Annotated in this window: 16 protein-coding genes; 7 read left to right on the top strand and 9 right to left on the bottom strand. The window is 64.0% G+C overall.

Annotated elements, in window-relative coordinates:
- Window positions 1-30 precede the first annotated feature (30 nt).
- Window positions 31-1242 carry an amidohydrolase gene (locus AC1DLO_RS17255; RefSeq protein ID WP_476890904.1) on the bottom strand — a complete coding sequence of 404 codons (1212 nt, stop codon included), beginning with the start codon at window positions 1240-1242 and terminating at the stop codon, window positions 31-33.
- Window positions 1239-2657, bottom strand: a complete 1419-nt coding sequence (locus AC1DLO_RS17250; RefSeq protein ID WP_476890903.1) for an MFS transporter — start codon at window positions 2655-2657, stop codon at window positions 1239-1241. The genes AC1DLO_RS17255 and AC1DLO_RS17250 overlap by 4 nt, the downstream gene beginning before the upstream one ends.
- A 146-nt stretch (window positions 2658-2803) precedes the next feature.
- Between AC1DLO_RS17250 and AC1DLO_RS17245 the strand changes: the two genes are divergently transcribed.
- On the top strand, window positions 2804-3805 hold the full coding sequence (locus AC1DLO_RS17245) for an Lrp/AsnC family transcriptional regulator (RefSeq protein WP_476890902.1): 1002 nt from the start codon (window positions 2804-2806) through the stop codon (window positions 3803-3805).
- Between the two features lie 251 nt (window positions 3806-4056).
- A complete protein-coding gene (locus AC1DLO_RS17240; RefSeq protein ID WP_476890901.1) occupies window positions 4057-6951 on the top strand; it encodes an aminotransferase class I/II-fold pyridoxal phosphate-dependent enzyme in 2895 nt (964 codons plus the stop codon).
- A 244-nt stretch (window positions 6952-7195) separates the two neighbouring features.
- Here the strand turns inward: AC1DLO_RS17240 and AC1DLO_RS17235 are convergent, their stop codons facing one another.
- The 5 genes from AC1DLO_RS17235 to AC1DLO_RS17215 all read right to left on the bottom strand — a co-directional run bounded on the left by AC1DLO_RS17235 (window position 7196) and on the right by AC1DLO_RS17215 (window position 12540).
- Complete coding sequence (locus AC1DLO_RS17235) at window positions 7196-7588, bottom strand: DUF1304 domain-containing protein (protein WP_476890900.1); 393 nt, start codon at window positions 7586-7588, stop codon at window positions 7196-7198.
- A gap of 69 nt (window positions 7589-7657) precedes the next feature.
- Window positions 7658-8518 carry a class II fructose-bisphosphate aldolase gene (locus AC1DLO_RS17230; RefSeq protein WP_476890899.1) on the bottom strand — a complete coding sequence of 287 codons (861 nt, stop codon included), beginning with the start codon at window positions 8516-8518 and terminating at the stop codon, window positions 7658-7660.
- On the bottom strand, window positions 8518-9984 hold the full coding sequence (locus AC1DLO_RS17225; RefSeq protein ID WP_184740708.1) for a GntP family transporter: 1467 nt from the start codon (window positions 9982-9984) through the stop codon (window positions 8518-8520). Before AC1DLO_RS17225 ends, AC1DLO_RS17230 begins: the two co-directional genes overlap by 1 nt.
- A gap of 108 nt (window positions 9985-10092) precedes the next feature.
- A complete protein-coding gene (locus tag AC1DLO_RS17220; RefSeq protein WP_476890898.1) occupies window positions 10093-10992 on the bottom strand; it encodes an NAD(P)-dependent oxidoreductase in 900 nt (299 codons plus the stop codon).
- Between the two features lie 30 nt (window positions 10993-11022).
- The gene (locus AC1DLO_RS17215) at window positions 11023-12540 is read right to left on the bottom strand and encodes a four-carbon acid sugar kinase family protein (protein ID WP_476890897.1); all 1518 of its coding nucleotides are present in this window, start codon (window positions 12538-12540) and stop codon (window positions 11023-11025) included.
- Between the two features lie 130 nt (window positions 12541-12670).
- On the opposite strand from AC1DLO_RS17215, the gene AC1DLO_RS17210 reads away from it, so the two are divergent.
- Window positions 12671-13492, top strand: coding sequence for an alpha/beta fold hydrolase (locus AC1DLO_RS17210; protein WP_476890896.1), 822 nt, complete (start codon window positions 12671-12673; stop codon window positions 13490-13492).
- A gap of 28 nt (window positions 13493-13520) precedes the next feature.
- On the top strand, window positions 13521-14222 hold the full coding sequence (locus AC1DLO_RS17205; protein ID WP_476890895.1) for a FadR/GntR family transcriptional regulator: 702 nt from the start codon (window positions 13521-13523) through the stop codon (window positions 14220-14222).
- Window positions 14223-14288: 66 nt separating this feature from the next.
- On the opposite strand, the gene mmuM is transcribed toward AC1DLO_RS17205, so the two are convergent.
- On the bottom strand, window positions 14289-15236 hold the full coding sequence (mmuM, locus tag AC1DLO_RS17200) for a homocysteine S-methyltransferase (protein ID WP_476890949.1): 948 nt from the start codon (window positions 15234-15236) through the stop codon (window positions 14289-14291).
- A 103-nt stretch (window positions 15237-15339) separates the two neighbouring features.
- Between mmuM and AC1DLO_RS17195 the strand changes: the two genes are divergently transcribed.
- The 3 genes from AC1DLO_RS17195 to AC1DLO_RS17185 are packed head-to-tail and all read left to right on the top strand — an operon-like array spanning window position 15340 to window position 17424.
- On the top strand, window positions 15340-15867 hold the full coding sequence (locus AC1DLO_RS17195; protein WP_476914536.1) for a hypothetical protein: 528 nt from the start codon (window positions 15340-15342) through the stop codon (window positions 15865-15867).
- Window positions 15864-16616, top strand: a complete 753-nt coding sequence (locus AC1DLO_RS17190; protein WP_476890893.1) for a cyclase family protein — start codon at window positions 15864-15866, stop codon at window positions 16614-16616. Before AC1DLO_RS17195 ends, AC1DLO_RS17190 begins: the two co-directional genes overlap by 4 nt.
- Before the next feature lie 31 nt (window positions 16617-16647).
- On the top strand, window positions 16648-17424 hold the full coding sequence (locus AC1DLO_RS17185) for an IclR family transcriptional regulator (RefSeq protein WP_476890892.1): 777 nt from the start codon (window positions 16648-16650) through the stop codon (window positions 17422-17424).
- Here the strand turns inward: AC1DLO_RS17185 and AC1DLO_RS17180 are convergent.
- On the bottom strand, window positions 17421-18221 hold the full coding sequence (locus AC1DLO_RS17180) for an IclR family transcriptional regulator (protein WP_476890891.1): 801 nt from the start codon (window positions 18219-18221) through the stop codon (window positions 17421-17423). The two genes, AC1DLO_RS17185 and AC1DLO_RS17180, sit on opposite strands and share 4 nt — an antisense overlap.
- Between the last annotated feature and the right edge of the window lie 192 nt (window positions 18222-18413).

Raw genomic sequence — 18413 nt, 5'->3', positions numbered from 1 at the left:
GCTGTGGAACCGCACCCACGGTCTTGGCGTTTAGCGACGGACGTTCAGCAGCCGTTCGCGTTGCCGCGGATCGCTGGCCGCCGCACTCGCGGCCAGGGCCAGGCCGAAAGCGCCGTCCAGGACCGCCCGGTCCGCGGAGGCCGAGGAGCCGTGGGCAGCAAACTCGGCCGTGTGGTGGGCGGCCCCGCCCACGTCATAGCCGAGCAGCGGATGGATGCTCGGAACCAATTGCGAGACGTTGCCCATGTCTGTGGAAGCCACTGGTTCTTCGTTGAACAAAACAGCCCTCCCCCTGGCCGCCATCGCGTCCCGGTAGGCCTCGGAAAGAAACCGGTCCTGCGTGAGTTCGGCGTAGGCATTGCCCATGGGGGTGACCTTGAGGGTGCTCCCGCTGGCAAGCGCGCCAGCCTCCAGGCAACGCCGCACCCGTTCCTCGATGATGCGCAGATTCTTGATGCTGGGTGAACGCATTTCCACGCTTGCACGCGCCCGTCCGGGTATGACGTTGACGGCGCTACCGCCTTCGGTCACGATCAGCGAAACAACGGAGCCGGGCGGAAGCTGCTGCCGCGCCAAGGCAATGGCCGTCTGTGCAACCACGAGGGCGTCGAGGGCGTTGACCCCCTGGGAGGGAGCGGCGGCTGCGTGCGCCGGGCGGCCTTCGTAGAGCACGTCCCACATACCCATGGCCAAGGACGATCCGCCGATAACGTCTTCGCCGCCGGCATGGGCCATCATGGCGAGGGACACGTCCTCGAAGAACCCTTCACCGATGAGGTCGACTTTGCCACCGCTGGTCTCCTCTGCCGGGGTGCCGAGGACCTTGACGGTGATCCCGAGCTCGTCGGCTACGGAAGCGAGCGCAATCGCCGCCCCCACGGCACAGGCCGCATTGACATTGTGTCCGCACGCATGGCCGATAGTCGGCAAAGCGTCGTATTCAACGCACAGCGCGACCACAAGCTCCCCGGTCCCGAACCGCGCGCTGAACGAAGCCGGGAGAAGCGGTTGCGGGCAGTCGAAGCTGAAGCCCGCGCTCCGGAGGAGCCGGCCAACCCGCTTGACCGCCCGGAACTCCTGGCCGCTGAGTTCTGGATCGGCATGGATCGCGTGGCTCAGTCCAAGGATTTCCGGCGCCCATCTTTCCAGCGCGGCAGAGACGGAGCGTTCGACGGCGGCTCGAGACGCAGCGACGGGCGTTGCGGTTTCCGGGGTAGCGACTTCCATGGAGACGGCTTTCATGCGGCGACCCCTACTGCTTGGCGCTTCGGGTAACGGGCGGCTGCTGCCGCAGCGATCAGGGCCGCCACGGCCAGAGCGATCCAGATCGACAGCAGCCCGCCCTCGCTGATGTGCCCGGCCTGGACGGAGGACGAGGAGATGAGTTTCACGACGGCGGCGCCCACCGCGATGCCAACAGACAGTGCCAGCTCGTTGAGGCCGGCCGCCGTCGAGGTTTCCTCAAGCGGAACGCCCTCCACGGACAGGGCCCGGGTCCCCGCCTGGTACATGCCGAGGCTCAGGTTGAACATCGCGAAGCCGGCGCAGTATCCGGCCAGGGAGGCGTGACCGGCTGCCATGACCAAGAAGCCGCCTGCCAGCAGGAGTCCCGCAAACACGAGGGTGGCACGCTCGCCGAACAGGCTAAGAGCCCTTGACGTCAGTAGTGAGGAAAGGAGCGAGAGGACCGATGCCACCGCCAGGACAATGGCGATCATGAGGGGACTCAGCGCGAACCCATAGCCGGTCTTGTCCGGGTTCGAGTACAGGAAGATGCCATTGGTTCCGAAGTAGCTGATAGAGGCGAAGCCGAAGAAGAAGGTGGCCAGCGAGACCGTCCGGATGCGCGGGATGGCAAGCATTCGCAGGTCCATGAACCGCTTTCCGTGGGTGCCCCGAGCATCCAGCACTACCCAGTAAGCCAACAGTGCGAGGCCAAGGATTCCGGCTCCGAGGGTCTTCCCATCCAGCCAGCCCCAGTCCGGGCCCATCGAAAGGGCCACCACAAAGCCGATCAGCCCGAGCGAACACGCCAAAAGCGGCACCAGGGCGAGTCCCTCGCGGGTGGGGGTTCCGGCGTCGGGCAGCACGAAGGAGCAGACAAGGGCGACGACGGCGAATGGCACCGCTACCCAGAAACCGAGGGTGGGATCGTCGACGCCGATGATCCCGGCGAGCAGTCCGCCCGCGCCCACCATGATCATGAGCATGCCGATCATCACGCTGACGCCGGTGCGGGTCTGCCCGGGGTTGCTCACGCGCAGGATGCCCATCATCAGCGGAATGAACCCAACCACGCACGTGAGCATGACGACTCCGGCAGTCACCGTCCACAGCGACGGCCACAACGCCATCATGACGACGCCCGCCGCGACTACCGCCGTCGACCAGCGCAGTACCAGCCTGTAGCCGTAGCTGTCACCGAGCCGCGAGATGATCGGCGTGAGCACGGCGAAGCTGACGTTGGAGATCAGGAAAATGCCGTTGATGGTGGGGTCGTCGATCGAGAAGGTCGGCCCCAAAGCTGGGAGGATCGGGTTCAGGTAGCCCTGGGTGACTCCGCTGAGTGATTCGATCAGGGCCATCGCCACGATCATTCCAGTGATGGTCCTGCGTGCGACGGCCGCGGTCGTTGGAGGTGCTGTCTTGCTTGCCATGTGCTTCCTTGAGTGTTGGGGGGGTCGTTGCCTGCGTGTTGGGATGCGAGCGGGTGATGCGAGTCACAACATTAGTTTTGCCGTCTACACTGGCTAAGAATTTGTTTGAAATCATCTGAGAATCGTGAAATTTGAAGGAATCGTCCATGATCTCCGAAACAGATCTTGAAATCGTCAATGCGCTGCAGATCAATCCACGGGCCGACTGGAGTCGGGTTGGAGATGTCCTCGGGCTGTCCGGGCCTACCGTCGCACGCCGGTGGAACGCCCTCGCCGAGCAGGGACTGGCGTGGATCACCCCGGCACCGGGGGCGCGCTATTTAAGTGCGGGCTGGTCTGCGTTCATCAGCCTTTCTTCGCTTCCGAGCGAGAACGAAGCCTTGGTCCGGAAGCTCTGCGCGGAGCCCGCATTCGGCACCGTTTCACTGGTGTCCGGCTCGCACGACCTCTTCGTGGACTGCTTCGCCTCAAGCCACGAAGAGCTCATGGACATCGTCACGGGCTCATTCGCCGGGCTCCCCGGCGTCACCCACCGCGAGGTCGTTTTCGTGACCAAGCTGTACCGGCAGGCTTCCGATTGGCGCAGCGGCACCCTTGAACCGGCGAGGGCCCGGCTCATGTCGGCGGATCCCCTGCCCGCCCCGGCCGCCTACGCACCCGACCGGCTGGATGCGTCCCTGTTGGAAGAACTGGCCCGGGACGGGCGGGCCAGTTGGGCGGAGCTGGGGGCCGCCTGCGGCGTCTCTCCCCAAACCGCACGACGGCGGGTGGAGCGGTTCCTCGCGTCCGGCTACATGACGCTGAGGTGCGACACGTCCGCTTCGGCCCAACAAGGGCTTCGGGAAGTGAGCCTGATCCTCAACGTGCCCGCACGCGATGTTGACGCCGTCGGGCGCTACTTCGCTGCGCTGCCGAACTGCAGGCTCAGCGCCCAAGTTCTGGGCGCCCAGAACTTGCTCGTGACGCTTTGGGTCCGCGACTACCTGGAAGTCCAAAGCCACGAGCGCGAACTGGCGGAGCGCGCGCCCGGGAGCGCCGTGATCTCCCGGCAAGCTGTGGTTCGCAACTACAAACGCCTCGGGCACGTGTTGGACGAAACCGGGCGCAGCCGCAGGGTAGTCCCGTTGCCGCTGTGGCGTGAAGGGTAAGGGCGCGAGGCGGCTCCACACGCTCGCTCACCAATGACCCCAATTCCCCCAACCCTCACTCACCAATGACCGGAAATGCCGCACCCCTCCTGCAGATGTGAACTGAAGGAGAGTTGCGGCTTTGGCCCCCAAAAGTGAAGGAGGGTCTGGTGCATCTGGAAACCCAGACTGCAACCCCCGCAATTGCCCTGCGGTGCGGCGAGTCCCGGCGTTTAGTAGAGAGTGCATCAATCCATGACAAAGGAGTCATCGTGGCACGCGCCGATTTCGCGACAGTGCAGTCAGCCCTCTCTCCCATCGCTCCAGCCCCCGTCCTCGCTGGCGGCACGGCACTTGGCCTCGGCCCTGAATCGGCGGCGAAACGAAGCGCCTCCGACGATTCAGAAGCCGGCGGCGAGGTCCCCAGCAGTGCCTGGCGGGTACGGGCTGACGCTTGGGAGTTCCTTGGCTACGCCGTGAAGCAGCTCGCGGCCAGCGCCCGGCCAGCGGCCGGCGCCCGCATGCCGCGCGAGTTGCCGCGGGAGGTTCGAAGATTGCTGCCATTGCTTGAATCCCTCGAAATGTATTGGGCATCTCCAGGGCAGCAATATGTCACGGAACTGCGGCGAAGCTTGGAAGCCGGGGAATTTCCTGAGGCACTCAGCCTCATCGAACCGGTCGCGCGGCGAGTAGCTGGCCACAACCAACACGCCCAGGAACCCTCAGCGGACTCTGAACGCGAAACGGACAGGACTGAAGAACCCGCCGATGCGCGGAAGCGGTTCGAGGTCCTCGTGATCGATGACGTCTCCAACGTGGACCGTGAAGACCTTCAAGCGGAACTTCTCAGCCAGCGGCGCCCTGCGGACGCCTTCAACTACGAGCTGGTGTTCGTGCCAAGCTTCGAGGACGCCATCGTGGCCATCTTGCTGAACCCCGATATCCAGGCGTGCGTGCTGCGGCCAGGTTTTGTCCTCAACAGCAAGCAGCGGCTGAGCCGGGATGTGCGCAGTTTCCTAGGCGGGTTCCTGGGTAAGGCGCTCCCCCAGCGACCGTTGGACCGCATCCTGAGCTTGGCGGAAAAGCTGGGCCAGCTCCGCCCCGAGCTTGATCTCTACCTGGTGGCAGGGGTGGGGATCGAAGAGCTCGCCGGTTCCTTGACCCGGCAATTCCGCCGGATATTCCGGCGCCAGGACGGGCTGGAACTCCATTTGTCCTTGCTGGCAGGCGTCGCCGAACGATATGAGGCGCCGTTCTTCCACGCGGTCCAGCAATACAGCCGCAAACCAGCCGGGGTTTTCCACGCCCTGCCAGTATCTCGAGGAGGATCAGTGATCCACTCCAAGTGGATCAACGACCTCGGCGAGTTCTATGGCCTCAATCTGCTTCTGGCCGAAACATCGGCAACCTCCGGCGGGCTCGATTCGCTGTTGGACCCCCATGGATCCCTGAAGCAGGCCCAGAAGCTGGCGGCCCGGGCATTCGGTGCGCAGAAATCGCTGTTTGTCACCAACGGAACCTCAACGGCCAACAAGATCGTGCACCAATCGATCCTTGCGCCTGGAGACGTTGTGCTGGTGGACCGGAACTGCCATAAATCGCACCACTATGCCCTCATGTTGGCTGGCGCGCAGGTCTCCTATTTGGACGCCTACCCGTTGAACGATTTCTCGTTCTATGGCGCGGTTCCTTTGGAAAGCATCAAGCGGATGCTCCTGGATTACCGCCGCGCAGGCAGGCTCCACGAGGTCAAGATGCTCGCCCTCACCAACTGCACGTTCGACGGCATTGTGTACGACGTCGAACGAGTGATGGAAGAGTGCCTCGCCATCAAACCGGACCTGGTATTCCTGTGGGACGAGGCGTGGTTCGCGTTCGCGGGCTTCCACCACATCTACCGCCGCCGCACAGCAATGGCTTCGGCCCGGTCACTCGAGAAATCCTTTGCGGATCCGGCCTACGCTCGGCGCCACGCCGAGCAATTGCGGGAGCTTGCCGCGGCGGCAGGCGGGGCGGCGGCAGGCGGGGCGGCGGCAGGCGGTTGCGGCAGCGAGCCCGACGGCGGCGGCCCGGGTTCCGGCGTCGGGCCCGTGAGCGATGAGCTGCTCCTGAAAACTCGGCTGCTGCCCGATCCAGCGAAGGCCCGTCTGCGGGTCTACTCAACGCAGTCGACCCACAAGACCCTGACATCGCTCCGGCAGGGGTCCATGATCCACATCCATGACCAGGACTTCGGTCAACTGAATGAGGAGAGCTTCCGCGAGGCGTACATGACCCACACCTCCACCTCGCCCAACTACCAGATCCTGGCCTCGCTGGACATGGGCCGGCGTCAGGTCGAGTTCGAAGGATACGAGCTAGTGCAACGGCAGGCGGATCTCGCCGTCAGCATCGCCCATGCGGTGGCGAGGCATCCCTTGCTGAGGAAGTACTTCCGCGTCCTCGGCACCCGGGACCTTATTCCGGCGCAGTACCGCGAGACCAGCCGGCAAATGCCGCTCCGCGATGGGCTGGCCGCGATGGCGGAGGCCTGGGAGCGGGACGAATTTGTCGTCGATCCAAGTCGTTTGACCCTGCATATCGGCCTCACCGGCGTGGACGGGGACACTTTCAAGCATGACTACTTGATGGACAAGTACGGGATCCAGGTCAACAAGACGTCACGGAACAGCGTGCTTTTCATGACCAACATTGGTACCTCCCGGAGTGCCGTCGCCTACCTCGTCGAGGTCCTGGTCAAGCTGGCCGAGACCTTCGAAGACGAGCAGTCCGGCTTGAGCGGCTTGGGGCAGCGGGCCCGCAATGCCCGAGTCGCCGCGCTGACCAGCACACCGCCGCCTCTGCCGGACTTCAGCCGCTTCGCCGAGCGATTCCGGAAAGACGCAGAAACGCCCGACGGGAACATGCGGGCAGCCTACTTCGAGAGCTACAAAGCCGGTTCCTGCGAGTACTTCAGCGCGGCAGAGCTTGCGCGCAGGGTCGCTGCTGGCGAGGAAATGGTGTCTGCCTCCTTCGTCACCCCCTACCCGCCGGGATTCCCCGTCCTGGTCCCGGGGCAAGTCATCACGGAGGAGATCCTGGCCTTCATGTCGGCCTTGGATACGCGGGAGATCCACGGCTTCAATCCGGAGCTGGGGTTTAGGGTGCTAACGGGTGGCGCAGCCTAACCAGCTGGCACTTGACGGCAGTGTTGAGGGCGGCGGGCGCCGGTGGGCGCCTTGCCCGCCAACCGGCGTCGTTCTTCGTCAAACGCTCCTGCAGATATCGACCCCAATCCACCGACGCTCCATCACTTTTCGGCCAGATAGTGTCAACGCTCGCGCACAAGAAGTGAGCTAGGATCGCCCCAAAAGCCCACATAGGTGAGCGAGCGTCGGGGGAAAGTGCCACATACGTGAGCGAGGGTTTCGCTTAGCCGAGCGCCACGGCCAGGATGCCGAGCACGACGGCGAGTAGCGGCGTCGTGCCCTGGAGGACCGCGGCGCGGAGGTACTTTTTGCCGCTCAAGGCAAGCACGATTGCCGCCAGCAGCATGGAACCGCACGAGCTGAAAACGAGGGTCCAGCCCACCTGCGGGTGGCCGAGCGCGACGATGACGATCCCGGCGAGCGCGCCAATCGCAAGGAAGAGGTTGTAGAAACCCTGGTTGTAAGCGAGGGGCTTGGTGGTTTCGGCGTCGGCTTGGGAGGTGACGCTGAAACGCTTCCACGTGGCCGGACGGGTCCACGTGATGGACTCCATGCTGAAGATGTAGACATGCAGCAGGCCGGCAATGAGGGCAAAAAACAGGGAGGCCAGGATCATGTGCTGATCCTAGCCTCCCTGTATTGCTTTGAGCCGCGACCCAGCGGCCGCGAGCCGTGCCACGCTCGCCTAACGGCTGAGCATGTTCAGTGTTGCTTCGGCGAACGTCGACGCGGAGAAGTTCCAGCGGCCCAACAGGCCCTGGAGGTTCTCGCCGTCGGCCCGGTGCGCGGTGGTCTCAGCCTCGAGCGTCGCGAGGATGCCGGTACGTAACTCGGTGTTGAAATTCACCTTGCCCACCCGCATCGACGTGGCCTTGACCAGGTCCGCGGCGGGGATGCCTGACGCGCCGTGGAGCACAAGCGGAAGCTCCGTGCGCGACGCAATGTCCTCCAGCACCTCCCAGTGCAGCTTGGGCGCGCCGGTGTAACGGCCATGCGCATTTCCCACGGCCACGGCCAAAAGATCGGCGCCGGTGCGGGAGACGAAGTTCTGCACCTGGCCGGGATCCGTCAGGCCTGCGGGATGAGCGTGAACATCAACCCCGAAAGCCTTGTCCTCGTCACCGGCCAGCCCGCCGAGTTCCGCTTCGATCACGACGTCGGAGCCACCAGAGGCGTCCAAGACCTCACGCACCGAACGGACCAAGGCGATGTTCTCCTCAAACGGGAGGGACGAACCATCGGCCAGGACGGCGTCGGCACCGGCAGCCACTGAGTCACGGATGACCTCCAGGTCTGAGGCGTGGTCCAGCTGTACTGAGACCGGGACGCTGGCGTCGTCGGCCAGGGCACGCAGCGCCCTGATCAGCCGCAAACCGGCAAGAGACGCGGCCGTCTTCGGCGCCACCAGCAGAACGACGCCCCGGCCTGACGCTTCGGCTGCGGCCACCACCGCAAGGGCGGTGGTGAAGTCGTAGCACGTGAAGGCCGGGACCGCTGCCCCTCGCTCCAGCGCGGAACCTACGAGCTCGTCAAGGCGTACACGCATTAGTGGGCCAAGCCTCCCACCAGGATCCAGGCCACATAGCTGAGCAGGAAGCCGGCGACGCCAAGGATGGTGGTGAGAACGGTCCAGGTCTTGAGGCCATCGGACACTGTGAGGCCGTAGTAGCGCACCACCACCCAGAAGCCGGCGTCGGTCACATGGGACAAGCCCAGGCCGCCGAAGCCGATCGCGATCACGATCACGGCGATCTGCGCGGGGGTGTAGCCACCGTGTGCAACGGCAGCCGAGAGGAGGCCCGTGGTGGTGACAATGGCAACCGTGGCCGAACCCTGCGCGGCACGCAATGCCAGGGAGATGATGAAGCCGAGCAGGATGATCGGTACCCCCAGGGAATCAAGCGTCTGGGACAGCGCCGCTCCGATGCCGGAGACCTGCAGGACACCGCCGAACACGCCACCGGCGGCCACCACCATGAGGATGGAGGCGATAGGAGGCAGGGCGCCTTCGAAGATCTCGCCTGTGTCCTTCAGGGACCAGCCGCCACGCACAGCCAGCAGGAAGAAGGCGAGCGCAACGGCCACCAGCAGCGCGAAGAAGGGGTTGCCCACGAAGGACGCGACGCCGTACCAGTAGTCCTTCTTGTTGATCAGGAGCGTACCTGCCGTCCCAAGGAGGATCTGCACGATCGGTGCGGCGATGAGGAAGATGATCAGGCCCGGACGCGGCGGGGCGACGACTTTGGCGCCAGGACCGTCATGGCCGACGCGCACCAGGGAATCGGAGCCGAATTCTTCAATCTGGTCGCGGACGCCCGGAAGCAGTTCGTAGTCCTTGCGGTTCATAATGCTGGCAACCCAGTAGGACAGGAAGCCCAAGGGCACGCAGATGATGAGGGAAATCATCGCGATGAGTCCGATGTCGGCGCCCATGACGCCCGCCCCGGCAACAATGCCGGGGTGGGGAGGAACCGCAACGTGGATGGAAAGCATGATGCCGGCCATGGGAAGGCCGAACTTGATGGGGTGCAGCTTGGCGATCTTCGCGAAGGCGTAGACAATCGGCACCAGCACGATGATGCCCACCTCGAAGAACACAGGGATGGCAACGAGGAAGCCGACGGCGGTGAGGGCTACGGCAACGCGCTTGGCTCCGAGCTTCGCTGTGAAGTGGTTGGCCAGCGATTGCACGCCGCCGGACACTTCGATCATGCGTCCTAGCACGGCTCCGAGGGCAATCAACAGCGCCACTTTGCCCATGGTGCCACCGACGCCGTTGGCCACAACTGTAAAAACGTCTGCCAAGGGGATCTGCGCGGCGACGGCCACCAGGATGCTCACGGCTAGCAATGCCACGAAGGCCTGGATCTTGAAGCGGATGATCATCAGCAGCAACAGCGCGACGCCTGCGACGGCGATGGTCAACAGCAGCGGAGTCCCAAGGTCCACGGCTGGCTTGATGGCAGGGGCATCAGCTGCCCGGACTGCCAAGGAATGGATGAGGGGGTTCATCAGATGTGTCTCCTTTGACAACACCGGCCTGGACTCGAGGCCGGCGAGAKGGGGCGACGACGGCGGAGGGGGACCGCCGTCGTCGCACGCTTTGTTGGGGGTGCTTTTCTAGGCGGTGCGTTTGGTGGGAGCGACGACCTTGATGACGGCGGAGTCGTCGGCGGCGGCGAGGCCTTGGGCCTGGCCGAGGAGGTAGAGCTGTTCGGCGGCGGCGGCGACCGGAGCGGCCAGGCCGGCGGCGCGCGTCGCCTTGCCGACGATGCCCATGTCCTTCACGAAGATGTCCAAACGGCTGAGGACCTCGGCGCCTTCGTCGTTGTATGCCTCGAGGATGCGGGGACCGCGGTTGGACAGCATAAACGAGCCCGCGGCACCTGCTTCGAGGGCGGCGAGGGTCTTGGCCTGGTCCAATCCAAGGGCATCGGCGAGGGCCATGGCCTCCGCGGCTGCGGCGATGTGCACGCCACAGAGGAGCTGGTTGACGGTCTTGAGGGCTTGGCCATCACCGGGCTTGTCGCCCACGATAGTCAGGGTGGAGGCCAGCAGTTCCAGGGCGGGTCGGGCCTTTTCCTGTGCGGCCGGGGTCGCGCCCACCACGATCAGGAGGTCGCCTTCGCCGGCGCGCTTGGGGCCGCCGGAAAGGGGTGCGTCAACGAGTTCGACGCCGTACTCTGCCAAGCGGGCCACGGTGGCGGGGATGGCTTCGGTACCGACCGTACTGCCGAGGATCACGACGGCGCCAGACTTGAGCACCGGGGCGACGCCGCTCTCGCCGAAGAGGACGTCGTCGAGCTGTTCGCCGTTGCGCACGGCAAGGAGCAAGGCGTCGGCGCCTTCAGAGGCTTCGCGGGCCGAAGCGAAGGTGCGGATCCCTGCGTCGGCGGCGAGCTTCAGCCGCGGTTCGGCGATGTCGAAGCCGTGGACGGTGAGCTGGCTTGCCAGGCGGGTGGCCATCGGCAGGCCCATGGCGCCCAGGCCGAGGACGGCGACGGTGTAGTTGCTGGTCATGGTGTTCTCCATTGAATGCGGCGGTTGGTTCTAGAAGGTGTTGCTGAGCTTGCGCGTGACTTGCGCCAGGGATTCGTCGTCGCCCACATTGCCGGCAAAGACGATGTACGGGATGCCCTTCGCGGGTCCGTCCACCGGCTCCCAGAGGGAGACGATGCCCGGCAGCATGGGGCCGCGGACAATCGCGTGCCGGATTTCCAGGCCGTGCGCGGCGACATCCGAGGACGTGATGCCGCCCTTGGCGATGACGAAGCGCGGTGGGAAGGTCTTGAGCGTCCGGTTCACGACCGCGACGACGGCGGCAGAGACGCTGCGGGCAATCTTCAGGCTCGCGGCGGCGTCGTCGGTCTTGATCAGCAGGCGACTCGTGTGGACGATGACGTCGCCGTGGTGGAGGGCGTCGACGACGGCGGCGACCACAGCTCCGATGTAAGCGTCAGCTTCGATTTCGGCGGCGAGGAGTCTCTCGACGTCGATCTCGATGATGCGTGCCGAGCTGTGCTGGGCCGTGAGGACGTTGAGCTGGCGCGTGGTGAGGCCGACATGCGAGCCGACAACGATCAGTCCGCCGGCCGTGGAGGGAGTGTTGCCTTCGTAGGCTTCCTCGCCGCTGAGCGGCTGGCGGATTTCCTGGCCGATGCGGCCGCGGACGAACGGCGGGCCCACGCGGTAGAGCAGCTTCTTGCCGCGGCGTTCGGCTTCTTCCAGTCCGAGGGCCAGCGCGCGGAGGTCGTTCTCGGTGACGATGTCCGCGACGATGGGCGTGGAGTTCGTGGCGGGTTCGATCGCGTCGGCGATGGCCTTGGCGGAGAGCTCGGGATCTCCGGCCGATCCGTCCGCAGCAGCCGCACCGGCGCGGATGATGTTGAGGTCGAGGACGATCACATCGCCGGCCGGAAAGCGGCCATGCGACTTCTCCTCCACATATTTGGCCAGCTCGGAGTTAGCGAAGCCGAAGCTCGCGTCCTTGGCGAACTCGGTCTCGGCAACCGGGGTGAGCTTGCCGGCGTCGTCCCCGGTGCCGCGCATGTAGTGCACGCCGCCGATGGTGACGCGACCGGCGTCGGGGAAGGCTGGGACCATCACGACGCCGTCTGTGGACTCGCCTGTTACGTCGGCGACCATGGCGGCAATGACGTCCGGTTCCAGCGGGTAGTGGCCGCGGAGGGTGGAGTCGGAGCGGCTGACGAAACCGAGGCGCAGCCTCGAACCAGCGCTGCCCGCCGCGGCAAGGGCGTTGCGCACGATTTCCTCGTTGCGGGCAGCAGCCTCCACCGGGTCCAGGCTGCGCGTGTTGGTCAGCACATAGACCGCGGGCTGGGACTGGCTTTCCACAATGTGGGCGAATACCCACGTGAAATCGGCAACCTCCCAGCGGGTGAGTACCGGCAGGTTGGCGACTGATTGGGTGCCCGTGGGGTCGTCGTCGAGGACTACAAGGACGCGGGGCGAGGCTGCGGAAGACGCTGCAACGGCGTCGGCAACCAGCTGAGCGGGGATCTGGACTTCAGCCGGGAAGGCGGCCAGAACATCGGCTTCAAGGGTCACTGTGCACTCCATCGTGGGAAATCTTTGCTTCTGAAAGTAAATGTAAGATGTCAGACATCTAATATTTGAATGCTAGTGTGACACACCCGCTTTCGGCTGTGCAAGTGTCAGTCGTCACTATGCTTGGCGCATGCTTCAAGAGCCTCCCACCGTCGCGGCGCTACATGTGGACATGCGCCTTCCAACGGCCGCTAGCACGACGCCGGGACAACTGTCCCAGCCTCCCGTCCTGTTGCTGCATGGCTGGGCCTCGACGTCGGCCTATTGGGAGCCGCTCGCCGCCGAATTGCTCGACGCCGGACGTTCAGTGTGGATCGTCGAGTTGCCCGGGTATCACCGTGGTGAGGTTTTGCCTCCGGGATTCGAGTGGACCCTGGAGGCGGCGGCGGCTTCTGTGGCGGCAGTTGCCGCCCGGAACCCCTCGCCCGTCCACGTCGTCGGTCATTCAATGGGTGGCAGCGTGGCGTTGACGTTAGCGGCCGCGCGTCCGGAGCTGGTGGCGAGCGTGGCCCTCATCGGCATGGTTCCGGCTCCGCCGAACGATGCCTTCAAGTCGATGCTCGAATCGCAGCTGCGGCAAGGCTTCATTGACGACGCGACGCGCTCCAAGTGCATGAAGGCCTGGTTTGGGGCGTTGTCCCCTGAGGACCATCGTTTGCTGGGCCAGGGATTCGAACTACCCTTTGATGTCCTGGGCCCCAGCGGCCTCGCGGCGATGGCTGGGGTGGCGGCGGAGGTCCCCGAAAAGGTGTCAGCGCCGACGCTCGTGATTGCCGGCGTCGGGGACCTCGTTCGCTCGCTGGACCAAGCGGAAGCCTTCGTCGCGGCCAGTCCGCTTCGCAGACTCGTGGCAGTCCCGGACGCCGGACACAGCGTCCACTGGGAGCAACCGCATGCTTGCGCCCTGGCGCTCGGCGCGTTTTGGAACGAAAGCCGGCAACCGCCAGCGTAAGATGTCAGACATCTAGGAACGGAGCACCATGGCACGCAAGTCGCTGGTCGGCGTCGTCGCTGACGAGCTGCTGGACCGCATCGTCGCGGGCGAATTTCCGCCGGGCACTGTGGTTCCCGGCGAACTCGAATTGAGCGCCAAACACGAAGTCAGCCGCATGACCGTCCGAGAGGCCATGAAGACCCTCGAGGCACAGCGAATCCTGAGCGTGGAGCGTGGCCGGGGAACGTTCGTCAATCCCCTGAACCGCTGGGCATCCCTCGAAGCAGTGTTGCGCGCGGCTTCGGAGGGAAAGAACGACGCCGCAGCGGCCGTCCAGCTCATCGAGCTGCGCCGCATGCTCGAGACCGGCGCCTGCGAACTCGCAGCTTCACGGGTCTCCCCCGAGGAAATCGAGCAGCTGCACGTCCATGTATCCGCCATGCAGAAAGCCCACGATTCAAGTGATGTAGGCGCGTTCGTCGAAGCAGACCTCGGGTTCCACGACGTGATCCTGCACGCCTCCGGCAACGTGTTTGTGGCCGTACTCTTCGAACCCCTCCACCGCGTCCTGGAAACCCGGCGCACCCAGACCTCGCAAATCCCGGAGATCCAGGAGCACGCCATCGGACACCACCGTGCCATCCTGAAAGCCCTCGAAGCCGGCGACTCTCCCCGCGCCCGCGAGGCCATGGACGCGCACATGCAGCAGACCCTGGACGATCTCCGGACGTACGTCCTGGAGGCCTAAGCCCGAAGGGCGCCGCCCCCGAACGCTCGCTCACCTATCCGGGCCAAATCCCAGACGCTCGCTCACCTATCCGGGCCAAATCCCAGCAATATCTTGCGGTGTCGTCCTGCAGCACCCGCCAATAAGCCGAGCACCAAGTTTTTGCCAGATGCCGACTCCTTCCGCAAGGCTTGCAGGTTGCCTGCCATCAGCGCCGCGCACGGCTGGGCCGGGTGTCCAGGTCTTGGTTAGCGCGTCATAGCTTTCGCCGGAATTCGGATACGCGATCAATGGAGTTGAGGTGACTTTGTGTAGGGCCTCAAGCGCCGGAGAGACCAAGTCCAACGGCACACAATTTACACCGATGGCGACAACCCTCGGCTGCGTCGAACAGAGCCTTGCGACGTCGGCAAGGGGCGTGCCGTCACTGATGTGCCGCCCGTCCCGTAGCGTGAAGGAGAACCACGATTCGACATCGAATTCTTCCACTAGTGCCACCAGAGCTCCCGTCTCCGACACTGATGGCAACGTCTCTACTGCCAGCAAGTCCACTCCAGCCTCCACCAGCGCCGCGATCCGAGGCCGGTGGAACTCCATGAACTCGCTCCGGCTGAGGGAGTAGTCGCCCCGGTACTCCGACCCGTCGGCGAGGTAGGCGCCATAAGGGCCCACGGATCCGGCAATCAGCAGGGGTCCCGCTTCCGGGTTTTCAACCAAGTATTCCCGCCTCGCCTCGTCGGCCAGGCGTACGCTCAATACCACCAATTCCAAGGCTTCCACTTCGCCGACGCCGCGCTGTCCAAATCCTTGTGGCGTGGCCTGATAGCTCGCTGTGATTGCAACTTTGGCACCTGCACTGAAGTAGTCGCGGTGCACCTGCCTGATCAGCTGCGGTTGTTCCCGAAGCACTTTGGCCGACCAAAGAGAGTCCTCCAAATTGCAGCCGCGCGCCTCGAGTTCAGTGGCAAGCGCGCCGTCCACCGTCAGGTTCGACCCGGCGTCGAGCATGTGGGACAACGTGGTGATACGGGGCATCGTTCGGATCTCCAAGCAGTTGATGTTAATTCAAGCCTGTGCGGACGAGATGTCCTTGGCGTGACCACTCACTCAATATAGTGATCATAATAAGCATTTGTAAATGCTTGTAATGATCAACCTTGCTGTGCCACCATGGCAGTCAAGCAATCTGCGAGCTGTGGAGGGAAGAGGAATCACCTTGGGTATCAAAATGAAATCAGTGCGCAAGCTGCGCGTGCATTGGCCTATCACGTCGGAGACTTTCTCCGGGCTAACAAGGGGCGAGGACGGGGCGTTGAGGAACGATCAAGGCATCACGGCGCTGCTCCAGGCCCTGGCGGACTCTCCGGAATTGGGGGACTTCGGAAACTACAGGCATGTTTTCGAGTCTGGCGTGGGATTCGAAGGATTCACCGTGGGGCCAGGCGCCAACCCTACGTTGGGGGAAATAGGCCAGCGGACCATTTCGCCGACCTTTGTCTTCACCACCTATTTCGACGCATCACTTGACGATGCCGATGTGGAGCGGTTCATGCGTCGCCTTGTGGAAATCCACCCCTGGGAGGTGCCCGTCATAGAGCTATCGGGCGTCGTAAGTGTCTCCGCCACCGCGCCCCTTGCGGCATATGAGAGCGAAGCCGCATCATGACCGAACACGCCACGACGGGATTTTGGGACGGACTCCGGCCCCTGCTAGCGGGAAGGACGTTCACCGACTTGACGCACGCATTCCACCCTGGCCAGCCGCATTTCCCCGCTTTCCCCAACGAGACCAGGGATGCCGTGTTCGATCTGGAGAAGGGCGACGGTTTCACCGCGCATCGCTATTCGATCATCGGGCAATGGGGAACCCACGTCGATCCCCCGTCGCATTTCATCCGCGGGGGCCGGACCCTGGACCAAATTCCGGTAGAGGACATGGTCCTTCCGCTGGTTGTCCTGGACATCACCGAAAAGGTCAGGGCTGATGCCGATGCCACCCCCACAATGGAGGACCTCCAATCATGGGAAAGCCGAAACGGTACTGTCCCGACGGGTTGCTTTGTGGCGTTGCGGACGGGCTGGAGCGAACGTTGGCCCGATGCAGACGCCATGGCAAACAGAGACAGCGAAGGCGTGAGTCATACGCCTGGCTGGTCGCAGGAAGTCCTCACGTTTTTGCTTGAACAACGGTCGATTGCGGCTGTAGGTCACGAACAGACGGACACCGACCCGGGGGTGGCCACTTCCCGCAAGGACTTCAGTCTTGAGACATACGTGCTGGAACAGAACCGTTGGCAGATCGAGCTATTGACGAACCTGGGCGATCTTCCCGAAAAGGGTGCCGCCCTTGTTGCAACGTGGCCCAAGCCCCTTCAGGGCAGCGGCTTTCCGGCCCGGGTGTTTGCTATCCACTGAGGTGCGCCATCTGGTGGCTAGAATCGAATCCATGCCTAAGACATCCAGCATGGGACGGGGAATCATGGCTGTCCTTGCAGTTGGTTCCCGCAACGCGGAAGGCCTCTCCGGCGGAACAGTCGCCGACATTGCAGGGGATCTGAGCAAAGACCGCAGCCAGGTTTCGCGAAGCCTCCGGGGCGCCGAGCAGGAAGGCTTTCTGGAACGCGCGGACGGGCGGTCCTACACCCTGAGCTGGTCACTATTTACCGACGCCCAGCTTTTGACCGAACAACGGCTGCAGACCGACGGAATAACCGCCTTGGAGGGGCTTGCTGGTGAAACGAACGAAGGATGCTTCCTCGGAGTTCTGAGCGGCGACAGCACAGTGACGGTCGGTGAGCGCATTCCGGCGAGCAGCAACATGGTCGGTTCGTGGTTGGGCCGGCCGTACCCGGCCTACTGCAGTGACGCCGGCCAGGCACTGCTTTGGGAGTCGTCCGACGCCGAGGTACGAACAGTTTTCGGGTCTGCTGCGTTTGTTCGTCACGGCCCCAAGACTCCAGTGGATGTCGAGGACTTCCTGACGCGGCTGCATGAGGCTCGGAGCCGGGGGTATTCCATCGTCGACGAGGAAGCCGAACCAGGCTTGTATTCTTTGGCGGTTCCGGTCCGGGATTTCAAGGGGGACGTAGTGGCGGCCCTGCAGGTAGTGGGTCCTAAGACACGGCTGGAGCCGCGGCGGGAGCTCTGCGCCTCGGCTCTTGTGTCGTGGGGAAAGTGGCTGGAATCGACGCTGGGTCAGTCGTTGGCGCAGGCGCAGGCCTAGCTCGCAAGGCCTGCGCCTCCCGTACTGTCTCCCCTGCGGTGATCGCGAGATCCCAGCCGATCGGCTGACTCCGTCAGAACCTTGGCAATTTTCCCGGCCCTGGGTTCGATCTCGGACCTGCTGCCCAGAACACTAAGTGAAGCAAGAATCGTTCCTTCACGGTTGCGGATGGGCAGGGCCAATTCGTAGACGCCGTGCTCGAATTCTTCCGCTGCCAAAGTGAAGCCACGGGCCCTGTCCCGGTCCATGAGTTCGCAGACCTCCAGGGCCGAGTGGGCCGCGCCCGGCCCGCCGACGCCGATGAAGTTGACGTCCTTGAGGAGATCTTGAATCGCGACCTGCTCGTGGTCCCACAAAAGAGCGCGGCCCGACCCTGTACACCATATGGGCGTCACCATGCCAGGTTTTACGAAGCCGCCGGGGAGCGCGTCATTGCTGGACGCGCGCAGGAGAATTACCCGGAAGGCCTCCCTGACGGAAACCCTGGATCGGAGGCTTAGCGTGGCCACCAAAGCCTCCAGCTCGGTTCTTGATTCGCGAACCCAGCCAGTATTAAGTGAAGCCGCGAGATCGAAAAATCGTGGGCCTGTCCGGAACGGACCCCGTTCGACACGTTCCAGAAGTCCCAGATCACACAGTTCCTGGGTAAGACGGGATACGCGGCTTTGTTCCATGTCCAGCTCGGAGGCGAGCTGGGAAACGCCGAGAAGCCGTCGCCCCCACTTCTCCCGGTCAGCGACCAGCCGCACAATCCGAAGTCCTTGTGCCATGGACGACGCTTCCGAGGAAGAATCCATTGTCAGTGCTCCTTCCGACCATCAATCACGCCTATTCTCACACGTCGCCATTGATCGGAATGCGGCGTGCTCCTGCCCACACGGTGTAGAGATCGGCGAGGATCGCCGAGTTCGCGCTCTCCATTTCCGCGACTCGAAACCGCCGACGTCGACCTCCAGCCAGTTGCCGACGTTCCGGATCGAACTGCCGGC

This window comes from Arthrobacter sp. 01T419 (assembly GCF_056398865.1).
This window is presented reverse-complemented; position numbering and strand designations above follow the sequence as displayed.

Excerpts from the sequence above, each read along its gene's own strand:
- AC1DLO_RS17255 (WP_476890904.1), bottom strand. The coding sequence starts at position 1,242 with ATGAAAGCCGTCTCCATGGAAGTCGCTACCCCGGAAACCGCAACGCCC.
- AC1DLO_RS17250 (WP_476890903.1), bottom strand. The coding sequence starts at position 2,657 with ATGGCAAGCAAGACAGCACCTCCAACGACCGCGGCCGTCGCACGCAGG.
- AC1DLO_RS17245 (WP_476890902.1), top strand. The coding sequence starts at position 2,804 with ATGATCTCCGAAACAGATCTTGAAATCGTCAATGCGCTGCAGATCAAT.
- AC1DLO_RS17235 (WP_476890900.1), bottom strand. The coding sequence starts at position 7,588 with ATGATCCTGGCCTCCCTGTTTTTTGCCCTCATTGCCGGCCTGCTGCAT.
- AC1DLO_RS17230 (WP_476890899.1), bottom strand. The coding sequence starts at position 8,518 with ATGCGTGTACGCCTTGACGAGCTCGTAGGTTCCGCGCTGGAGCGAGGG.
- AC1DLO_RS17225 (WP_184740708.1), bottom strand. The coding sequence starts at position 9,984 with ATGAACCCCCTCATCCATTCCTTGGCAGTCCGGGCAGCTGATGCCCCT.
- AC1DLO_RS17220 (WP_476890898.1), bottom strand. The coding sequence starts at position 10,992 with ATGACCAGCAACTACACCGTCGCCGTCCTCGGCCTGGGCGCCATGGGC.
- AC1DLO_RS17210 (WP_476890896.1), top strand. The coding sequence starts at position 12,671 with ATGCTTCAAGAGCCTCCCACCGTCGCGGCGCTACATGTGGACATGCGC.
- AC1DLO_RS17205 (WP_476890895.1), top strand. The coding sequence starts at position 13,521 with ATGGCACGCAAGTCGCTGGTCGGCGTCGTCGCTGACGAGCTGCTGGAC.
- mmuM (WP_476890949.1), bottom strand. The coding sequence starts at position 15,236 with ATGCCCCGTATCACCACGTTGTCCCACATGCTCGACGCCGGGTCGAAC.
- AC1DLO_RS17195 (WP_476914536.1), top strand. The coding sequence starts at position 15,340 with ATGCTTGTAATGATCAACCTTGCTGTGCCACCATGGCAGTCAAGCAAT.
- AC1DLO_RS17190 (WP_476890893.1), top strand. The coding sequence starts at position 15,864 with ATGACCGAACACGCCACGACGGGATTTTGGGACGGACTCCGGCCCCTG.
- AC1DLO_RS17185 (WP_476890892.1), top strand. The coding sequence starts at position 16,648 with ATGCCTAAGACATCCAGCATGGGACGGGGAATCATGGCTGTCCTTGCA.
- AC1DLO_RS17180 (WP_476890891.1), bottom strand. The coding sequence starts at position 18,221 with ATGGATTCTTCCTCGGAAGCGTCGTCCATGGCACAAGGACTTCGGATT.